10 protein-coding genes and 2 pseudogenes are annotated in these 17,226 nt (G+C 58.0%); 2 read left to right on the plus strand and 10 right to left on the minus strand.

Going from position 1 to position 17,226, the window contains the following annotated elements:
* Positions 1-239: 239 nt before the first annotated feature.
* From QEN43_RS05585 to QEN43_RS05630, 10 genes and pseudogenes are all read right to left on the minus strand, one after another.
* Positions 240-1,010 (minus strand): annotated as a pseudogene (locus QEN43_RS05585) (M14 family zinc carboxypeptidase); the annotation flags it as partial.
* Positions 979-2,109 (minus strand): S1C family serine protease, encoded by a 1,131-nt coding sequence (locus QEN43_RS05590; protein WP_317963799.1) that lies wholly within the window; start codon positions 2,107-2,109, stop codon positions 979-981. The gene QEN43_RS05590 and the pseudogene QEN43_RS05585, both read right to left, overlap by 32 nt.
* A gap of 12 nt (positions 2,110-2,121) precedes the next feature.
* Positions 2,122-4,017, minus strand: a complete 1,896-nt coding sequence (gene ftsH / locus QEN43_RS05595; protein ID WP_051331406.1) for an ATP-dependent zinc metalloprotease FtsH — start codon at positions 4,015-4,017, stop codon at positions 2,122-2,124.
* Between the two features lie 254 nt (positions 4,018-4,271).
* On the minus strand, positions 4,272-4,712 hold the full coding sequence (gene trxC / locus QEN43_RS05600; protein WP_026609055.1) for a thioredoxin TrxC: 441 nt from the start codon (positions 4,710-4,712) through the stop codon (positions 4,272-4,274).
* Between the two features lie 85 nt (positions 4,713-4,797).
* Positions 4,798-5,121 (minus strand): chaperone modulator CbpM, encoded by a 324-nt coding sequence (locus tag QEN43_RS05605; RefSeq protein WP_026609056.1) that lies wholly within the window; start codon positions 5,119-5,121, stop codon positions 4,798-4,800.
* Positions 5,122-5,124: 3 nt separating this feature from the next.
* Complete coding sequence (locus QEN43_RS05610) at positions 5,125-6,051, minus strand: DnaJ C-terminal domain-containing protein (protein WP_026609057.1); 927 nt, start codon at positions 6,049-6,051, stop codon at positions 5,125-5,127.
* Positions 6,052-6,094: 43 nt separating this feature from the next.
* A complete protein-coding gene (locus tag QEN43_RS05615; protein WP_026609058.1) occupies positions 6,095-6,925 on the minus strand; it encodes a ZIP family metal transporter in 831 nt (276 codons plus the stop codon).
* A gap of 1,007 nt (positions 6,926-7,932) precedes the next feature.
* On the minus strand, positions 7,933-9,441 hold the full coding sequence (locus tag QEN43_RS05620) for a PAS domain-containing sensor histidine kinase (protein WP_235726510.1): 1,509 nt from the start codon (positions 9,439-9,441) through the stop codon (positions 7,933-7,935).
* A 16-nt stretch (positions 9,442-9,457) separates the two neighbouring features.
* Positions 9,458-10,159 carry a response regulator gene (locus tag QEN43_RS05625; RefSeq protein WP_026609059.1) on the minus strand — a complete coding sequence of 234 codons (702 nt, stop codon included), beginning with the start codon at positions 10,157-10,159 and terminating at the stop codon, positions 9,458-9,460.
* A gap of 33 nt (positions 10,160-10,192) precedes the next feature.
* On the minus strand, positions 10,193-15,364 hold the full coding sequence (locus QEN43_RS05630; RefSeq protein ID WP_317963800.1) for an AAA family ATPase: 5,172 nt from the start codon (positions 15,362-15,364) through the stop codon (positions 10,193-10,195).
* Positions 15,365-15,491: 127 nt separating this feature from the next.
* Between QEN43_RS05630 and QEN43_RS05635 the strand changes: the two genes are divergently transcribed.
* On the plus strand, positions 15,492-15,650 hold the full coding sequence (locus tag QEN43_RS05635) for a hypothetical protein (protein WP_156912636.1): 159 nt from the start codon (positions 15,492-15,494) through the stop codon (positions 15,648-15,650).
* Positions 15,651-16,489: 839 nt separating this feature from the next.
* A pseudogene (locus QEN43_RS21700) lies at positions 16,490-16,666 on the plus strand (Slp family lipoprotein); the annotation flags it as partial.
* Positions 16,667-17,226: the final 560 nt, after the last annotated feature.

Consider the following 17,226-nt stretch of genomic DNA (forward strand, 5'->3'; position numbering starts at 1 on the left):
TAGGTCTTACACAAGGCATCGCGACCGGGCGTCGAGTCATCTGCGAGCGGTGTCCGGACCCCTCGTTGGGTCCGGACCAGACGAGCGGGGACGGCCGGGGCGCCGAAGGCAATCACTCGTCGCCAATTTTTTGCTCCTTTTGGTGACTCGGAAGTCCCAAAAGGTTTTGCAAAAAATGGCGACGCAATCGTCAAAGCGACGGTTTGCGCCAAGGCCGGAAATGGTTCACGGCTTTTCGCGAAGGGAAACCACAGGCGGTCGACCTTGCCGTAGCCGGAGTGTACATCGATGCTGAGGGCGGTGCGTGAGGGAAAGATTTCGCGGCGCACCCAATCGCATAGGGTTTGCGCCTCGACCTCCATGGGCGCGTTTTCCTCACCCTGATACCAAGGCAGACGCGGCGAAATGCGGTGGCCGGCGAATAGATGCCACCGGGAAACGCCTTCAGCGCGCACCGGTGCGTTTCGCATGAGATCGACTCGGTTGCCGTTTGACCGCCGTTTGAGATACATGCCTACCGGGTTGACCAAGGGCATGATGAGGAGCCGGGTGGTGGAGAGCATGTCGCGTGTCACGCGGTCCCAGCGCGCCATTTCCACCAGGGTGTGGAGGTACGAGGTCACGACCTGCGTGCCGATGCGCTCGAGTCCGTGCACCCCGCCGAACAGCGCCAGTGTCGGCAAGACGGGGTGAGGCGGGCCGAAGCGAAAGGCCAGCAGCGGAAACGATTCGCCGTCACGATGGAGTTCTGCCAAGACCTCCACCCGAGCCCAGTCCCAGCCGGCGTTCTCAACGTGCTCCGCCAGGATCGAGAGCTCCCGGAGTTCGGGGAGGGCGCGCATGACGGGCGGGTTTGAAGGGCGTCGGTTTGCTTTCGGAAGAGTCGGGCATGGATATGCTCGGCAAAGTGGCTCGGCCGGCGCCGGTCGAATTCGAATAAGGTTTGGCCGCACTCTCCCGGATCCCGCGGACCGACCTTCAGGTGCCCGCCTGCAACTGCACGGCAACATCCACCGTCGTGTCCCCGCGCCGTACCGAAAGGCGCACCGTCTGGCCGATCCGATAGTCGTCCAGAAGGGCGGAAAGCCTGCCCACACTGTCAACCGGCTTGCCTTCCACGGCGGTGATGATGTCTCCCGGTATCATGCGGCCGTCGGGTAGTATGGTGGCGCCCTTGAGTCCGGCCGCTTGGGCGGCGGAACCCGGGTTCACCTTCAACACGAAAACGCCCTTGATTCCCAAACGGCGACTCGCCATTTGGTTGAGGCTTTCGTCCACGGCGATACCCAGCACCGGCCGTGTGTAATGGCCGCTCGTGATGAGTTGGGGCACGACGCGGTTGACGGTATCGACCGGGACCGCGAAGCCGACCCCGGAAAACGCCCCTGAAGGACTGTAAATCGTGGTATTGATGCCGATCAGCCGGCCGGCGGAATCCAATAGCGGGCCGCCGGAATTGCCGGGATTGATGGCGGCATCGGTCTGGATCAGATGCTCGATGGTAACGCCAGACTCCCCGCTCAGGGAGCGATCCAGCGCCGAGACGATGCCGGTGGTGAGCGTCCAGTCCAAACCGAAAGGATTGCCGATGGCGAACACCTTCTGGCCCACGCGCAGATCGTGATTGGTGCCCACCGGCAACGGCGCCGGCGCATCGGTGCCGGTCGGGATCTTCAATACGGCCAGATCATGGGCTTTACTGGTGCCGACCAGGGCAGCGCTGTATTCGCGCCCGTCGGCCAGTTTCACGGTAGCCCCGCTGGCGCCCTCCACCACGTGAAAATTGGTGACGACATGGCCTCTATGGTCCCAAATGAAGCCGGAACCGGTTCCCCGCGGGATGTTGAACACGTTTCGTGTCCACGGGTCCATGACCCTTTGCTGGGTGGAGATATAGACCACCGAGTTCTTGGTGCGCTCGAACAGGTCGATAGTGGCCTGTTCGTCGAGCGAAAGCGGGCCGCGCGGGGTCACCGGCCTGACGCCGCTTCCTTTGTCCCACGTGCCGGGGCCTTCGGCACGAACGCAGGACAAGAACAGCAAGATGACGAGTAAGCCGGCGCCCTGGGCCGAAATCCGGATCAAGTCGCTGGAGCGGATAATACCCATATACGTCACTCCTTAAAGTGTTGCTCTGATCGCAGCCCTTGAAGCGCCTTTCCAGGGCTGCAGGTCCTTAGTCAGCTCGCGAATCGTGCCTTCGTCCAGGGTTTCTTGTTGCAATAGTTGCTGGGCGCAGCGTTCCAGCACATCGCGGTTGCTTTGAAGTAGACCGTAGGCGCGTTCGAAGCATTCGGCGATGATGTTGCGCACGGTCTGGTCGATCTGTTGAGCGGTGACTTCGCTGATCCGAAAGCCGCCTTGCGGTGCGGCGCCCGGTACGTTCAGGAAGGGCGACTGCGGCGGTTCGTAGGCCACGTTACCCAGGTTTTCGTCCATACCGTAGCGGGTGATCATGTCACGGGCAATATCGGTCGCCTTGGCCAAGTCATCGGCCGCTCCGGTGGAAATTTGCTGAAAGACCAGTTTTTCCGCGGCGCGTCCGCCGAGCAGTACGGCGATTTTGTTCTCCAGCTCGAGGCGGGTCATGAGATAGCGGTCTTCCGTCGGACGCTGGATGGTGTAACCGAGTGCGCCGATGCCGCGAGGAATGATGGACACCTTATGAACCGGGTCGGCGCCCGGCAGAGCCAGGGCGACGAGTGCGTGACCCATCTCGTGGTACGCGACTACCCGGCGTTCCTCGGGATTGAGAATGCGATTCTTCTTTTCGAGGCCGGCGACGATGCGTTCGATCGCACGGGTGAAGTCCTCCTGGTTGATGGCGGTGGCGCGGCGCCGGGTAGCCAGAAGGGCGGCTTCGTTGACCAAATTCGCGAGATCGGCGCCCGAAAAACCGGTGGTGAGCGAAGCGATCTGCTCGAGGTCGACATCCTGCGCCAGCTTCACCTTTTTCACGTGTACCTTGAGTATGGCGGCGCGCCCTGTTTTGTCAGGACGGTCCACCAGGACCTGCCGGTCGAAACGTCCGGCCCTGAGCAAGGCGGGATCGAGGATTTCAGGCCGGTTGGTGGCCGCAAGCAGCACTAGGCCGGTGGAAGGATCGAAGCCGTCCAATTCGGCCAGGAGCTGATTGAGCGTTTGTTCGCGTTCGTCATGTCCGCCCACGCCCGGAAACGCGCCGCGGGCACGACCCAAGGCGTCGATCTCGTCGATGAAGATGATCGCGGGCGCCTTGGCGCGTGCCTGTTCGAACAAGTCTCGAACCCGCGCCGCGCCGACGCCGACGAACATCTCCACGAACTCAGCGCCCGAAATCGAGAAGAAGGCGACGCCCGCTTGTCCGGCAACCGCCTTGGCCAGCAGCGTCTTGCCGGTGCCCGGCGGTCCCACTAAGAGCACGCCTTTCGGCACGCGCGCGCCGAGCCGGCTGTATTCCGCAGGATTCTTCAGGAACTCGACGATTTCCTTCAGTTCTTCCTTGGCCTCGTCGACGCCCGCCACATCGTCGAAGGTAACGCCGGTTTTGGCTTCCACGTAAACCTTGGCGCGGCTCTTGCCGATGGTCATGAAACCACCCATACCCTGCCTCTCGGCCAACTTGCGGAATAACAAGAACCAAACGCCAAAGAAGATCAGCGCAGGAATGACCCAGGACAGGATGTCCTTGAACCAGGTGCTTTCCACGACTCGGGTGTAAGGCACGCCGAAGCGCCCAAGACGTTCGGCCAGATCGGGCTCGACCCGCGATGCAGCGATCGTGTTCTTACCGCTGGAATCACCTTCCTTCAGCTTGCCGGTGATGACTTTGTCGCCGATCATGACCTCCGTGATACGCCCTTGTTCCAACGCTTGTTCGAACTCGCTGTAGGGCACCACCTCCACCTGCGCGGCGACCCACCAGTCGTGAATCATCAGCACGAGCAGGAAGGCGATGATCCAATAGCCGATGTTCCAGTTTGGTTTGCTCAAATCGGGTTTCGTCACGTTTTTGAGATCGATCTTTTTATTTTTCATGGTGTTCTCTCATGGGTTGAATTCATGGAGAAAAGCGCTCGATTGACCCCGACCCTGTTTATCGCAACCGGGGTAAAAAGCCCGGCTACGGCGCTCGGTTCCGGGCCTTGCCCCATTCTATCAGCGGATGCTTGGGTGGAAAGGCGATCGAACTCTTCGGCGAGACCTCTGTCCGCGTGGCAGGCAGCGAGGCGATGGCCTCGCCAGAGGGGAAGCCGCGAGCGATGGTCCCGATGCTCGGGCGGTCGCCTGAATTACCTGCCGACCTGGCTCAGGGTCCAGTGCACGATGTCGCGCGTGCCCATGGCTCCGGTCTGGCGGGCCACTTCCCGGCCGTGGTCGAGCAAGATCAACGTGGGAATGCTGCGAATGCCGAAGCGCGAAGCGAGAACCGGTTCTTCCTCGGTGTTGGCTTTGGCGAGGCGGAAGCGCGGTTCCAATTGGCCCGCCGCTTCTTCGAACGCCGGCGCCATCATGCGGCAGGGACCGCACCAGGGTGCCCAGAAATCAACCAGCAGCGGAATATCGCTGCGTGCGGCAAAGAGGTCGAAATCGGTTGTCGTGAGAGCGACGGGGTGGCCTTCGAACAAGCGCTTTCGACAGCGTCCGCAATTGGGCGCATCGGCGAGGCGCGCCGTCGGCAGGCGGTTGACGGTCCGGCAATGGGGGCAAACAACATGCGTGGTTTCGCTCATGATCTTCTAACGGGTCTCAAAAGCAGAACCCGCTCCAGCGATAGCGGGGGTCTGTAGCAGATGGACCGAATGCGAATACTGTCTCCTAATCCGCCAGAAGCCCGGCCCGCCGAAGTTGTGCGCGTAGCCGCTCGGTTTCTTCCAGCAGATCAAGGATGACGGCCGCTGTTTCCAGGTTGGTCTCGAAATCTCGCATCAGGCGGACGAGCGTGCGGACGCGCCTGACATCGCCTGCGCCGAAACGCCAGGTGGCTTTTTCGGACCCTTTCGGTGAAAGTACGGCCATGTCCACGAGTTCCTGGATCCAATTAGCCTCCACGCCGCAGGCGGCGGCCAGTTCCTCCACGGATAGGATTCCCTCATCCCCGATCCAGACAGTGACACTCGACGTGAGCATGCCTCCGCTCATGACTCAGACTCCCATGGCTCGGCGCGGGTTGAAGGCCAACTCCCGCGCCATGTTCCGATAAAATTCCCGCGCGCGTTCGGTCTCCGCCGGGGGCAGCACGATGTCTAGCACTAGATAAAGGTCTCCAGGTGGATCGGCAGGGATGCCCTTTCCTCTAAGACGCAGTTTGCGTCCGCTCTGGGAGCCCGCGGGAATCCGGACTTCGACCGCGCCGGCCGGGGTCGGTGCTTTGACCGTCGCGCCCAATGCCGCTTCCCACGGCGCCACCGGAAAGGTCAGATAAAGATCGCGACCATCGACACGATAGAGCGGATGTGGTTTGAAGTGTACCTCTAGGTAAAGGTCACCCGCGGGACCGCCGCCCAAACCGGCTGTCCCTTGGCCCGCAAGCCGGATGAGTTGGCCTTCGCGGATGCCCTTGGGAATTTGTACCTGGAGAGTACGTCCGCGTGTCATCAATCGGCCCCGCTCGTCGATCTGGGGCACTTGTAGACTGACGGTGCGGGTGGCGCCGCGAAAGGCGTCCTCCAGGTCGATGAAGATCTTGGCATGATGATCTTCGCCGCGAGTGCGAAAACCGGACGCACGTCGGCCGAAGCCGCCGAAAAGGGTATTGAAGAAATCGCTGAACGCCGATTCGCGGCCGAACGGTCCGTAAGAGAACTCGAAGCCGGCGTCCCAATCGGGCGGAGGCCGAAATTCCTGGCCGCTGCGATATCCGGAACCCAATCGGTCGTAGGCCGCCCGTTTTTGGGGATCGCGCAGGACTTCGTAAGCCTCGTTGATTTCCTGCATTCTGGCTTCCGCGTCTTTGGCCTTGCTGACGTCGGGATGATACTTACGGGCCAGCTTGCGGTACGCCTTCTTGATCTCTTCGTCCGTCGCCGAACGATCGACGCCGAGTATCTGATAATAATCTTTGAATTCCATGGTGTTAGCCTATTTCTTGACGGAAATTGCGGCTGCCAAAAGCTCATTCCAAACTCACGCTTAGCGCCATCATCAGCAGGAATCCCAGCATGATGCCCATGGTAGCGGCGACGGGATGTCCACTGGCCTGAGTTTCCGGAATCACTTCCCGTACTACGACGTACAGCATGGCGCTGGCGGCGAATCCCATGGCGTAGGGCAGTACTGCCCGGGTCGTCAGCGCCGCTGCGGCGCCTATGACAGCGGCCACCGGCTCAACCGCCGCAGAGAGCTGTCCAAACACAAAGCTGCGCAACGACGACCAACCCTCGCGGCGTAGCGGCAGGGCGACGGCCATGCCTTCCGGTAGATTATGGAAGGCGATCCCCCCCATCAAGCCGATGGCTGCGGCAAGGCTGACGGGACTGTGGTCGTTGCCACCGGCGCCGAACACGATGCCCAAGGCGAGCCCCTCCGGAATATTGTGAATCGTGATGGCCAGAATCAGCAGGGTGGTTCGCCGCAAATGGCTGGGCGGTCCTAAGGCCTCTTTCCCCGGCGCCGGAAGCTGCAGGCGGGGCAATACCTCGTCGACGATGTGGAGAAATAGGGTTCCGATCAGAATGCCGGCACTGGCGGGAAACCAGCGCCAAGAACCGTAGTCCGTCGATAGCTCGATAGCCGGGTGTAACAGCGACCAGAAGCTGGCCGCCAGCATGACGCCGCCGGCGAACCCCAGAACCACATCGAGGAATCTTTGGTAGACCCTGGCGGTGAAGAACACGACCGAAGCGCCCAGCGCCGAGCCGCTCCAGGATACCAGCCCCGCGGCGAACGCCCGCTCGATTGGCGTCCAATCGACGAAATAGGAGAGGACCGGGGCCATGTCTGTCATCGGGCTTACGCCTGCCGGGTCCGGTATCGCGCCGGACGCTCACATGCCAGCCGAAGAGCGAGCAGTAGCAGGGGAACATCTTCCGGGTAGCCTATCACGGGAACGAATTTAGGGATCGGTGCGATGGGATCGATAGAATACGACAAGGCGATTCTCTCTTGTTTGATCGGTTGTAATCCGACAGTTCCACGGAGGACCTTGTACGGAGGCGATTCTGAAAGGGTTGAGCCTCCGGCCGCAACGTGTCGAGAAAAAATAGACCATGCCAAGCCGAGTCGGAATAGTCGCGATGAAAAAGCGGTTGTTTACGGTTGGGAGCGGGCTTCGAACCACTTCGTGATCCTCTTGTGCGATCGAATCATCCTAATGAAGTAATCCCCGGTTGGACCGTTCACTCGACGTTTCTCTTTGTCTCTGGTCATCTCTTAGCCTCCTGTCTCCCGATTATAAAGACCAGTCACACGGTTCTTTTTACGGTCTCGATGCGCGAATGGCATCCGTGTGACCAAGGCAGCGGTCCGGTATCGCCCGTTTCACCGGTCCGCGTTCGAGCTCAGGCGAAAGCCGGCGTCGATCCGGCGGAGTATCCATCGTCGTCACGCCCGTGATGAAACCCGCGTCGTGATTCATCCGCGCGTCCGTCTTATTCCAAATCGCTTTCAAGAAGGCATTAATTTTTGTAGGGTGGATTAGGCCGCAAGGCCGTAACCCACCGACCAACCTCGAATTGGTGGGTTACGCGGAGCCTGTCCCGAGCGGAGTCGAGGGGCTAACCCACCCTACGATTAATGTTCACTCGAATGCCGAATGGAATTACGTCTGCGCGGACACCCGATGCGTCCGGTCACGCCGGTGCCTCGCGAGTTTCTAATCCTCGGAAACGGTATCCACCGTACGCATACACTTCAGGCGTGGCGACCTATCTTGGCGTTTTCGTAGACCGATATTCGATCAATGGGATTTCGACCACCACCCCCTCCGAATGCGGCGAACATACGAGGCGCGGGTTAGCGACTGTCGGCTGTCAGGAGGAAGCCTGTTCCTCCGTTTGGGCCGGAATCATCGTCCACTGTTCGCATCACTGTGCTGGGCCGCGAGCTGGACGATCTTGGGGTAGGAAAGGTGATTCCTTCGTTGAGTGTCGGTAACCGGATGCTGAAGGTGGAACCTAGGCCAGTACCCGGGCTCGATGCCGTAATTTCTCCGCCGTGCATTTCCACCAACCGTTTGACCACGGTAAGCCCAATGCCTAGTCCGCCCTGAGACCGATCCAGGGTGCGCGTGCCTTGTTGGAATAGGTCGAAAATTGTCGGCAAGAGCTCCGCTGATATGCCCGTGCCGTTGTCGCGCACCTGGATCTCGCTCTCGGCGCCGACCTGCTGGGCAACGATCTCGATACGACCGCCTTCTGGAGAGTATTTGCTGGCATTGTCGAGCAGGTTGAGCACCACTTGGGCGAGACGTACGGCATCACCTTCCATCCAAATCGGCTGTTCAGGCAGACGGACATCAAGCTGTTGTTGTTTAGCCAGGATGAAGCCGTGCGCCATTTCCGAGACGGATTTAATCACGTCTACGAGGTCGAGCCGTTCTTTCTTCAGGGAGATCTTGCCACGCGCAATCCGAGAAACATCCAGCAAGTCGTCGACCAGGCGGGCGAGATGCTTCACTTGTCGTTTGATGATGTCCTTGGCCCAGTTGAGCCGCGTATCTTCCAGCTTCAACATGTCGAGAATATGGGTTGCATTGCTGATGGGAGCCAAGGGGTTTCGGAGTTCGTGAGCCAGCATGGCTAGGAATTCGTCCTTGTGTTGATCGGCTTTGCGAAGGGCCGCCTCTGCCTCTTTGTGCGAGGAGATGTCACGGCTCACGATGGCGATGCCCACCGGTTCGCCGGTGCTGTCCTTAATGAAGAAGACGTTGTACATCATCCAGATAGCAGCGCCGGTCCTGAAATGACGGAACCGAATCTCCACATCGGCGTGTCCCTCGCGCATGACGCGCGGGAAAAATTCTTCTAGGATGAAGCGCTGGTCTTCTGGGAAGAAGAACTCTTGAATCGGAGTGCGCGCGCACTGATCCAGGTTGTCTAGGCCGATCAGCCGCATGCCGGCTTCGTTGATGTAAAACGGCCTGAGATTCATATCGCATATGCCGATAAAGTCCAGGCTGTTTTCGGCGAGAGAAACGAATTTTTGCCGTTCCAGCTCCATGTGCTTGCGTTCGGTAATATCGCGCAGCGCGATGACATAACCGGGTTGTCCATCCCATTCGATCGGTGCGGAACGCATCTCCGCCCAGGCAAGTCCGTTCGGGCGGATCAGATTGATGTCCTGGTGGCTGCTCTTGTCGGGATTGACCGGGATCGCCAGCGACTGCCCGATCAGCGGGTTACGAGCTAGCAGGGTTTCGGCCGCTTGGTTGGCGTAGAGTACAACGCCCTGGCTATCAACAACCAAAACGCCGTCCGTGATCGTGTCGAGGATCAAGTCGAGTTTGCGAAGCCGGGTGGTCATGGTTGATTAAACTCGCTTAAACGATGATGGTTTGTACGCCGACTCCTTTCGCATGGGTGGTAATGGCTGCCATGATGGAAGGGACCCGCGACAAATCGCCGAGCAGTTTCAGCACCGGCTCCGGCACATCGCGAACCAGCATCGGTGTTGCAAACACGTCTTTTTCCAAGGCTTTTTCCGGCATGCCCAAGACTTCGACCACGTCCAAAACCCATTGTCCCGGATCGTAGAGGCGGGAAAGCGCAGCGGTCATTTCTTCGACCAAACGGCGGGTTTCGCTGTTCAAGGACACCACGTATAGCGTCAGCACCAGTTTGTGCTCTTTTCCGCGCCGTTCATTCTGAGGGGTGATGACCCGAGCGACCTGGGCGAGATCGCGGATCTGCTGAGCGGACAGCGGCTTGGTCGCCAGTTCGAACTGAATACCCTCCTCACTTACATCTCTCAGTTCCTCCATGTATTCAGTGGCAAAAGCGGTGACGATATAGATGTTCAGCGTTTCATCGATGGCTTTCAGGCGGCGCAAGGTTTCAACGCCATCGATGCCGGGCATCCGTAGGTCGAGAAAAATCAGATCGGGACGTTCGGCACGGACCAGCTCGATGCCTTGAAAACCGTTTTCCGCCTCGCGTACCGAGAAATTGTCGGCCTCCAAAATCAGCTTGAAGGCGCTGCGCACGGCGGGATCGTCGTCGATTACGAGGATATTGTTGGACATGTCTTATATCGTGTCTCTCATGTATTCGATCGCTCAAACATGGGGAAATCGCAGCCGCATGCAACAGCCGTTTCCCACTGAACTCTCCACTTGGATATGGCCTCCTACATCCTGGACTAGACGGCGGATGACCGATAAGCCGAGGCCGGTGCCTTTCCCGGGCGGCTTGGTCGTGAAAAACGGATCGAAAATCTTAGTTTGCACTTCTGGCGGGATACCGTGACCGTTGTCCGCCACGCTCATTTCCAGCATGCCGTCGATGGGCTTGACTACGATTTCGATTCGTGGCTGTTGGCTATCGGCTAGCGCGTCACGGGCATTGATGATCAGATTGATCAGGATCTGCTGCAGACTGTCGGCGGCACAGCGAATGGCCGGCAGATCGTCGGCGGCCAGGGCATCGACCTTGATGCCGCTTTTGCTCAACTCTCCTTCCAGCAGCAACAGGCTTTGTCGGATCACCTCCGACATCTGACAGGTGTCGCTTGGAGTCGACCGGGTATGGACGAACACCAGCATGTTGCTGACGATTTTTTTGATGCGATGGATTTGCTGTAGTGCCTGATTGAGGATTTCTTTCGATTTTTCATCCTTGCTTCGTTCCGCGGCGAATTCGACGAAATTCATCACGCCCATCAATGGGTTGTTGATCTCATGCGCCACACCCCCGACCAGCGTTCCCAGGGCGGAGAGTTTTTCCATTTGCAGCATATGTTCCTGGCTTTCTTGTAGCTTGGTGTAGGCTTTGCGGGTTTGTTCGAGGAGGCGAGCGTTTTCCAGCGAGATCGCCGCTTGGGCGGTCAACAACTCGGTCATATCGGTCTTTTCGGCGGTAAAAACCCCGGCCGACAGTCGATTTTCCAAATAGAGCAGGCCGATGAGTTCGGTCTGTTTGATGATCGGTAGGCACAGCACCGAACGCAGTTTCAGCGCCTGCACTTCCGGAGTGTTCTGGAATTCGCCTTCGGCCATGGCATCGTGCAGCAACACTTTCTTGCGTGTGCGCAGCACGTAGTTGACGATGGCTCGGCTGACGCTACCGCGGATCTGATCAAGGCGGAGGTATTGGGGATTAACGATATGTTTTTCGCCGATATGACTTTCCGCGGCAACCAACAGCTCATCCGCCTCCTTGATCAGCAGATAGCCGTGCTGTGCCCCCGAGCTTTCCAGCACGACGCTCATGATCTTTTGCATGAGCCGATTCAGATCGACTTCCGCCGACAAAGCCAGCGCAGATTTGATCAGATAATTGAAGTCGAGATTCGGCAGCGTAGCCGTCGTGTCGAGGGCGACCGTCTTTTCGGCGCGAACGGGGTAGTCCGGTTCGGTATAAGGGACACGTTGCTGCAATAGTGCGTGTTTACGATCCGCCCCGCATGCCCGGTAGATGCGCCGTGCTGCATCGTAATAAAGCTCGGCATCGCCGAGATCGCCGGCGACGACCACATCGGCCAATGCTTCATATAAATGGCCGGTGAGCAGCCCGTAGTTCTGTGCCTGTGCGATCGCGATGGCATCCAAATACAGGTTGCGGGCTTCGCGCAGCTGGTTTTTGGCGCGGGCGATTTCAGCGTGAACAAAGGCCAAGAAAGGCTTTAGCAGCGGGCCGAGGCGGGCCCAGGTTTCGAGCTTGCTCAGCAACGGGGCGATTTCCGCTTCGAGCGTGGGCCAGTCGGTACCTTCGGGCCAGCGCAAGCGATTGACGATGCGGAAGGCATACCAGAGACGCTTCAGCACGTTATCGGTCAAGCCGTGCAGATAACGTTCCACCGTTTGCAAGGAAACGGCGGCAGCGGCGTAATCGCCCAAATAGTGCTGGGCAAATCCCAAGAGCGCGAAATAACTGCCGGAAGCCGCGACATAATTGTTGGTTTCCCAGCGCGCCAGCGTTTCGGTCATGTCGACCGGCTGGTAGTCGGATTTCATCGGTGCTACCCAGCCGGCTAGCACAGCTTCGGCGAGACCGACCGAGAACGACAGCTGGTTCTTGCGGGAAAATTGCAGGCATTCTTCGGCGGCTTCTTCGACCAGATGAAGGTTCTTGCCCTGCACCTGCAAATTCCACATCAAAGGGCCGTAGGACAGACCGGCGTTATACAAGTCCCCGCAATTCTTGCCGCACTGAATGGCTTTGTGACAGTAATTGACGATCTCGGCCGGATGACTGCGCGAATGCATGTTGCACCAGACGATGCCGTTCATGCCGCGGGTCGCGCCGAAGGTATTGGGGTGTCTCTCGCATAGATCGTGGGCCAGATCCTGATAACGGAAGGCCAGTTCGAATTTGCCCTGTTCGCCGAGATTGAGGCCCATGATCGAAAACGAATAAATCACCGATTCGTCCATGCCGCCTTGCAGGCAATGGAGAGTCGATTGCGCCGCCGAAAGATACAGCTGAGGTACCAGGCCGGACATATAGAGATCGGGGATCAGCTCGCTGTAGAACGCCAGCTCGATCTTGCTTTTGCGGTCCTGGGTAAAAGGCATGTGCAAGATAGTCGTCCAGACGTCGCCTTGCCGTTCGATTTCCGCCATCAGGGCTTCCATCCGCTGGTGGGCGATCTCGGCCTCCTCCGGAATCGATTTGTCGAAATAAGCTAGGCCCCGGTTGGCGGTCGCGATCGCCTCGTTGAAATTGCCGAACGAGGACAATGACGTGGTCTGTTCCGCCAGGGCCTCGGCTTTGTCCAAGTCGGAGGCGGCGTATTCGATCAAGTGATTGAGTAGCGCTTCCGATCGTTCATAACGGCCGCACATCAGCTCGGTCTTGGCCAAACGCTGGTAGATGCGAAACGTCAGATCATAAGCCTCGCGCCAGCAATCCTCCGGCAGATAGTCGTGGGCTTTCTGGAAAAAATCGTTGGCGGCATCCCCGGCCAGCGCGTCCAGCGCCTTGTTGCCGGCATGGAAGTTGATATCGACCAGCCGGTATGCCAGAGCGCGGTCTATCTCCGCAGGGCGGCCCAGGTTGAGGTGAGCGGCGATGGTAAACAGGTTATCGATGGTTTCGAGGTCGGTTCCCGCCGGTACTGCTTGCAACAGACGGTTACCGATACGCCAGTGGATCGCGGGCCTGGTCTCGGGGTCGACCTGGCGCAGCACCGCTTCCTGTACCCGGTCGTGGACGAACTGCAAATCGGATTTGTTCTCCAGCAGCATGCCCAGATTCAAGACCGGCTTCAAATCTTCAAACAGCCTTTCGATGGGCATGTCCAATACCAGCGACACGTCTTCGATACTGAAACGGTTGCCCATACAGGCGCAGTGATCGAGGATGTGCAGGGTTTCAGCGGGTAGTTTGCGCACCTTGGAGCTGAACAACTCCACGACCGAAGTCGGCATCTGTGTGTCGCGAATGCGATTGATGTCCCAATGCCAGTGCTGTTCGGCATCGGTTATCAGCAAATTTTCGTTGTAGAGCCAAGCCAAGCTTTCGCTGACGAAGAGAGGGTTGCCTTCGGTGAGGTGGGCGATGAATTCCGCTAGGTTGGCCGTGGCTTCCAGCGAAGAGTCCAGGATATAGGCCACCATCTCATGGCAGTCGGCATCGGTGAGCGGTTCCAGGCGAATTTCGGCGAACGGCTGTTGGTATTCCTGGATATTGCGGATCAGCTTGCTGAGCGGGTGGCTGCCGTCGACTTCGTTGTGCCGATAGGCGCCCATGAAAAACAAATAGGGATGTTCATCATGGTTGTTGAACAGATTCTGCAGAAAATCGAAGGTTGCGCTGTCGCACCATTGCAGATCGTCGATGAACAGCACCAAAGGGTTCTCCTCGCTGGCTAGACAAGCGAGAAATTGGCCGAACAAATTGTTGAAACGGTTGCGGGCTTCGACCGGAGGCAGATGGGGCACTTCCGGCTGCGGGCCGATGATGAATTCCAGTTCGGGCAACACGTCGATGATGACGCTGCCGCTGTTTCCCACGGCGTCGAGTATCTTCTTCCGCCACTCCCGGACTTGTGCGTCGCTTTCCGTCAAGAAGATACGCATTAGGTTGCGTAGGGCTTGAATCAGCGAGCTGTAGGGGATGTTTTTCTGATACTGGTCGAACTTACCGGAAGTAAAGTAACCGCGATTTTGAACCAACGGTTTTTGCAACTCCTGAATCAACCGGGTCTTGCCGATGCCGGACAGACCGGAGATGAAAACCGAGCGAAAATTGCCGCGTACGACTTCGTCGTATTGCCGCCTGATCAGCTCGCTTTCGGCCTGACGGCCGACCATCTTGGAAATAAAGATGACCCGGCGGGTACGATCGTACTGGCCGATGACAAACGCCGATACGCGGCCAGTGGCGGCATATTCCGTCTTGCATCGCATCAGGTCGGCCAATAGCCCCGCTGTGCTCTGATAGCGCTTCTCCGGCTGCTTGACGGTGAGCTTGGCGATGATATCGGCCAAAGCCTCGGGAAGCTCCGGTTTGACTTCATTGACCCTAGGCGTTTCCTCGGCCAGATGCGAATGGATCAGCTCCAAAGGGTCACTGGAAAAAAATGGCAGTCGACCGGTCAGCAACTCAAAGAACACTATTCCCAACGAGTACAAATCGGTCGAGAAATCGACGCGATAGTTGATACGGCCGGTCTGTTCCGGCGAGGTGTAGGCTAAGGTATGGCGCACGAATTCCGGGTCGTAGATGAAATGGCTGACGTCCCGAATGTCGAGCGGTGTGATGAAATCGGTCAGCCGCAGAGTCAATGTTCCCGGTTGAATCAGAATGTTGTGGGGCTTGATGCCGCCGTGGGTGATACCAGCATCATGTACCGCGTGCAGCGTATCGGCCAGGGTACAAGCCAGTGTAAAAAAGTCGTTGAGATCGAGCTTATTTTGGTGTGCCGCCCAACGATTCAGCGTTTGCCCCGCAAACCAGGGCTGAACGATAAACTGAAGGTCACCATACGATTCCAAGGAGAGCGGCGTAAAAACACGGGGATCGTGCAGCACTTTCAAGCGTTCGATTTTCTGGCGCAGATGACGTGACTGGTCGTCCCAGCTCGACAGCTGTTTCAGCAGCTTGATGACCAGCGGCTGATCCGGGACGTGTATGTGGTAGCCCTTGAATACCGAGGCCTGCAAGCTTTCGCCAAGTCTCTCGGTCGCAACGTAATTGCCCAGCTTCGGGAGACTTTGCGGCTGTTGTTTCCTTGCTACATTGTTCGCTTGAGGCGAGTTTTCTGGGATGTGGGATATACCAGGCATGACAGATAGTCTCGGGCTAACGCCAACGGCTTCGTGACCACAAGGCCGTAAGGCTTGACAAGAACGAGGCTGTTATGAGTCTTGATATCACTATGTGGTTATAGACGTGCTCGTTGCCTCGTGGTCCATGTATCACAACATCGATAAACCTTTGCGCATGGAGCTCAGTGAAGCTCAACATCAGGAAATAGCCCGTTATTTGCCGCGCCAGAGCGGCGTTGTACGTCTCCTGAACCTCCAGGCGCTCAGCACGATTCTGTATGTCGTCGAACACGGCTGCGCTTGACGCCGCCACTTGCCGAAACGCTTTGGTCCTTGGCAAGCGGTGTATACCCGGATGATGCGGTAGCCGAAAAACAGGGCGCTCGATGCCCTGTTCAAGCAACTGCAACACCAGCAGATCATTCAGACCAAAGTCCAAGTTTTCAGGCGGAACAACATGGTCGTTGATGTCCAAGTGAAAGGCACCGGTGCAATGAGAAAAACGATCGCCAAAGCGTCGACAAACCGCGTAACGGATGGACCACGAAAATTCATTTGCTTGCCGCGCATGAGTGGCATGTCGTAAATCGCTGCCTCGCTTACCAAGCTCGTTATGCTTGTGGGTTTACTAATTGCTGCAGAGTTTTTGGAGCTTTCGTTGCCTGTATCGCGCATTTGATGTTGATGAGGTCGGTAAGTTCCGATTGGTCCCGGGCGAAAGGGATTGTTTAATCGGATCGGGCGTGATTTCCAGGAACCACAACTTTCACTGTGCCGCCATGACACTGAGACGGAAAGCTGCACGTCGCCTCTAAAGTGTCGCGTCAAACATCCCATATTCTTGCTTTGGTCACGGGAATGTGTGTTGGTAGCATTGGTCGGCTTTGCCGTGAAATTTGGTTCACTCAGATTGTGTAAACAATGAGAGTGTGTTCACGCTGTCGACATGCCGGCATCCAATCAGGGGGAGGAGGACGTAAATCGGTGGGTACCAGCAATTTCGTGAGACCAGCCCAGGCTTTTTGTTGCTTTTTTAGGTAGGCCAGATCCGTCAGCGAGGCGGTGGCGCAGGATATCGGAATGGACCAGGCCACAGGATAACGTCAATAACCGGACCCGGTTTCCGGCGCTGACCAGTATTCCTTCGCGGAGACTAGCGGCGATCCGGAGGCGTTCATAGGGCACAAAGTCATCCTGGGAGGGGAGGTGGCTTGCGCCGAGTTTCGGCCGGCGGTTGCGGAAATCGAAATCTGGCAAAAGCGGTTGGATTCCGGCGATCGTCCCGAAGCGAGTTTCGAGACTTCCCGGACCGCTTTCTGATCCGGTGCACGGGTGCAACCGATACCGCGGAAGACTTCCACGCCCGTCCGATCACCGTTGCCGGGGAGATTCAGGAAGAGGTGGTCCGTGAAGGGGAAGTCCGGCCTCTAGGTCGCTTCCTCTACCTCTGTCCCGCTACCCAATGGTCGACTGCGCCAAATCCACGTGTAGCTCATGCGCTGGAAGATTCCCAACGCCTACGCCCCGACTTGTGATGCCGGTCTTCGCGGGGGGCGAGTGCACGGCTACGGCTATCCCTATCACCATCAACCTTATTAGCTTGGTCTGCCGCCGCAGTAATCGACAACTGGCGGGGATCGGGAGCATGGTTTGGTCGAAGCTATCGCCCTTGCCACTCACACTTGGATCGCGTTCCTATAACGCAACTCGCCGCCCTTTGGTACCCGATTTCAATGTCGCTGAGCTGAGACAGGTTCCACTCTTTTGTCAGCTTTTGATGACATCAAAATCCGCTTTTTCCGACTTGAAGCGGGCGTGCGCTTCGGTGTCCACTACCAGCCCAACAGCGAGGCTCCGTTCGCCTCGACGTCGTCGTTCTC

Origin of the sequence: Methylocaldum szegediense, assembly GCF_949769195.1 — a bacterium.
In the GTDB taxonomy this organism is placed as follows: domain Bacteria; phylum Pseudomonadota; class Gammaproteobacteria; order Methylococcales; family Methylococcaceae; genus Methylocaldum; species Methylocaldum szegediense.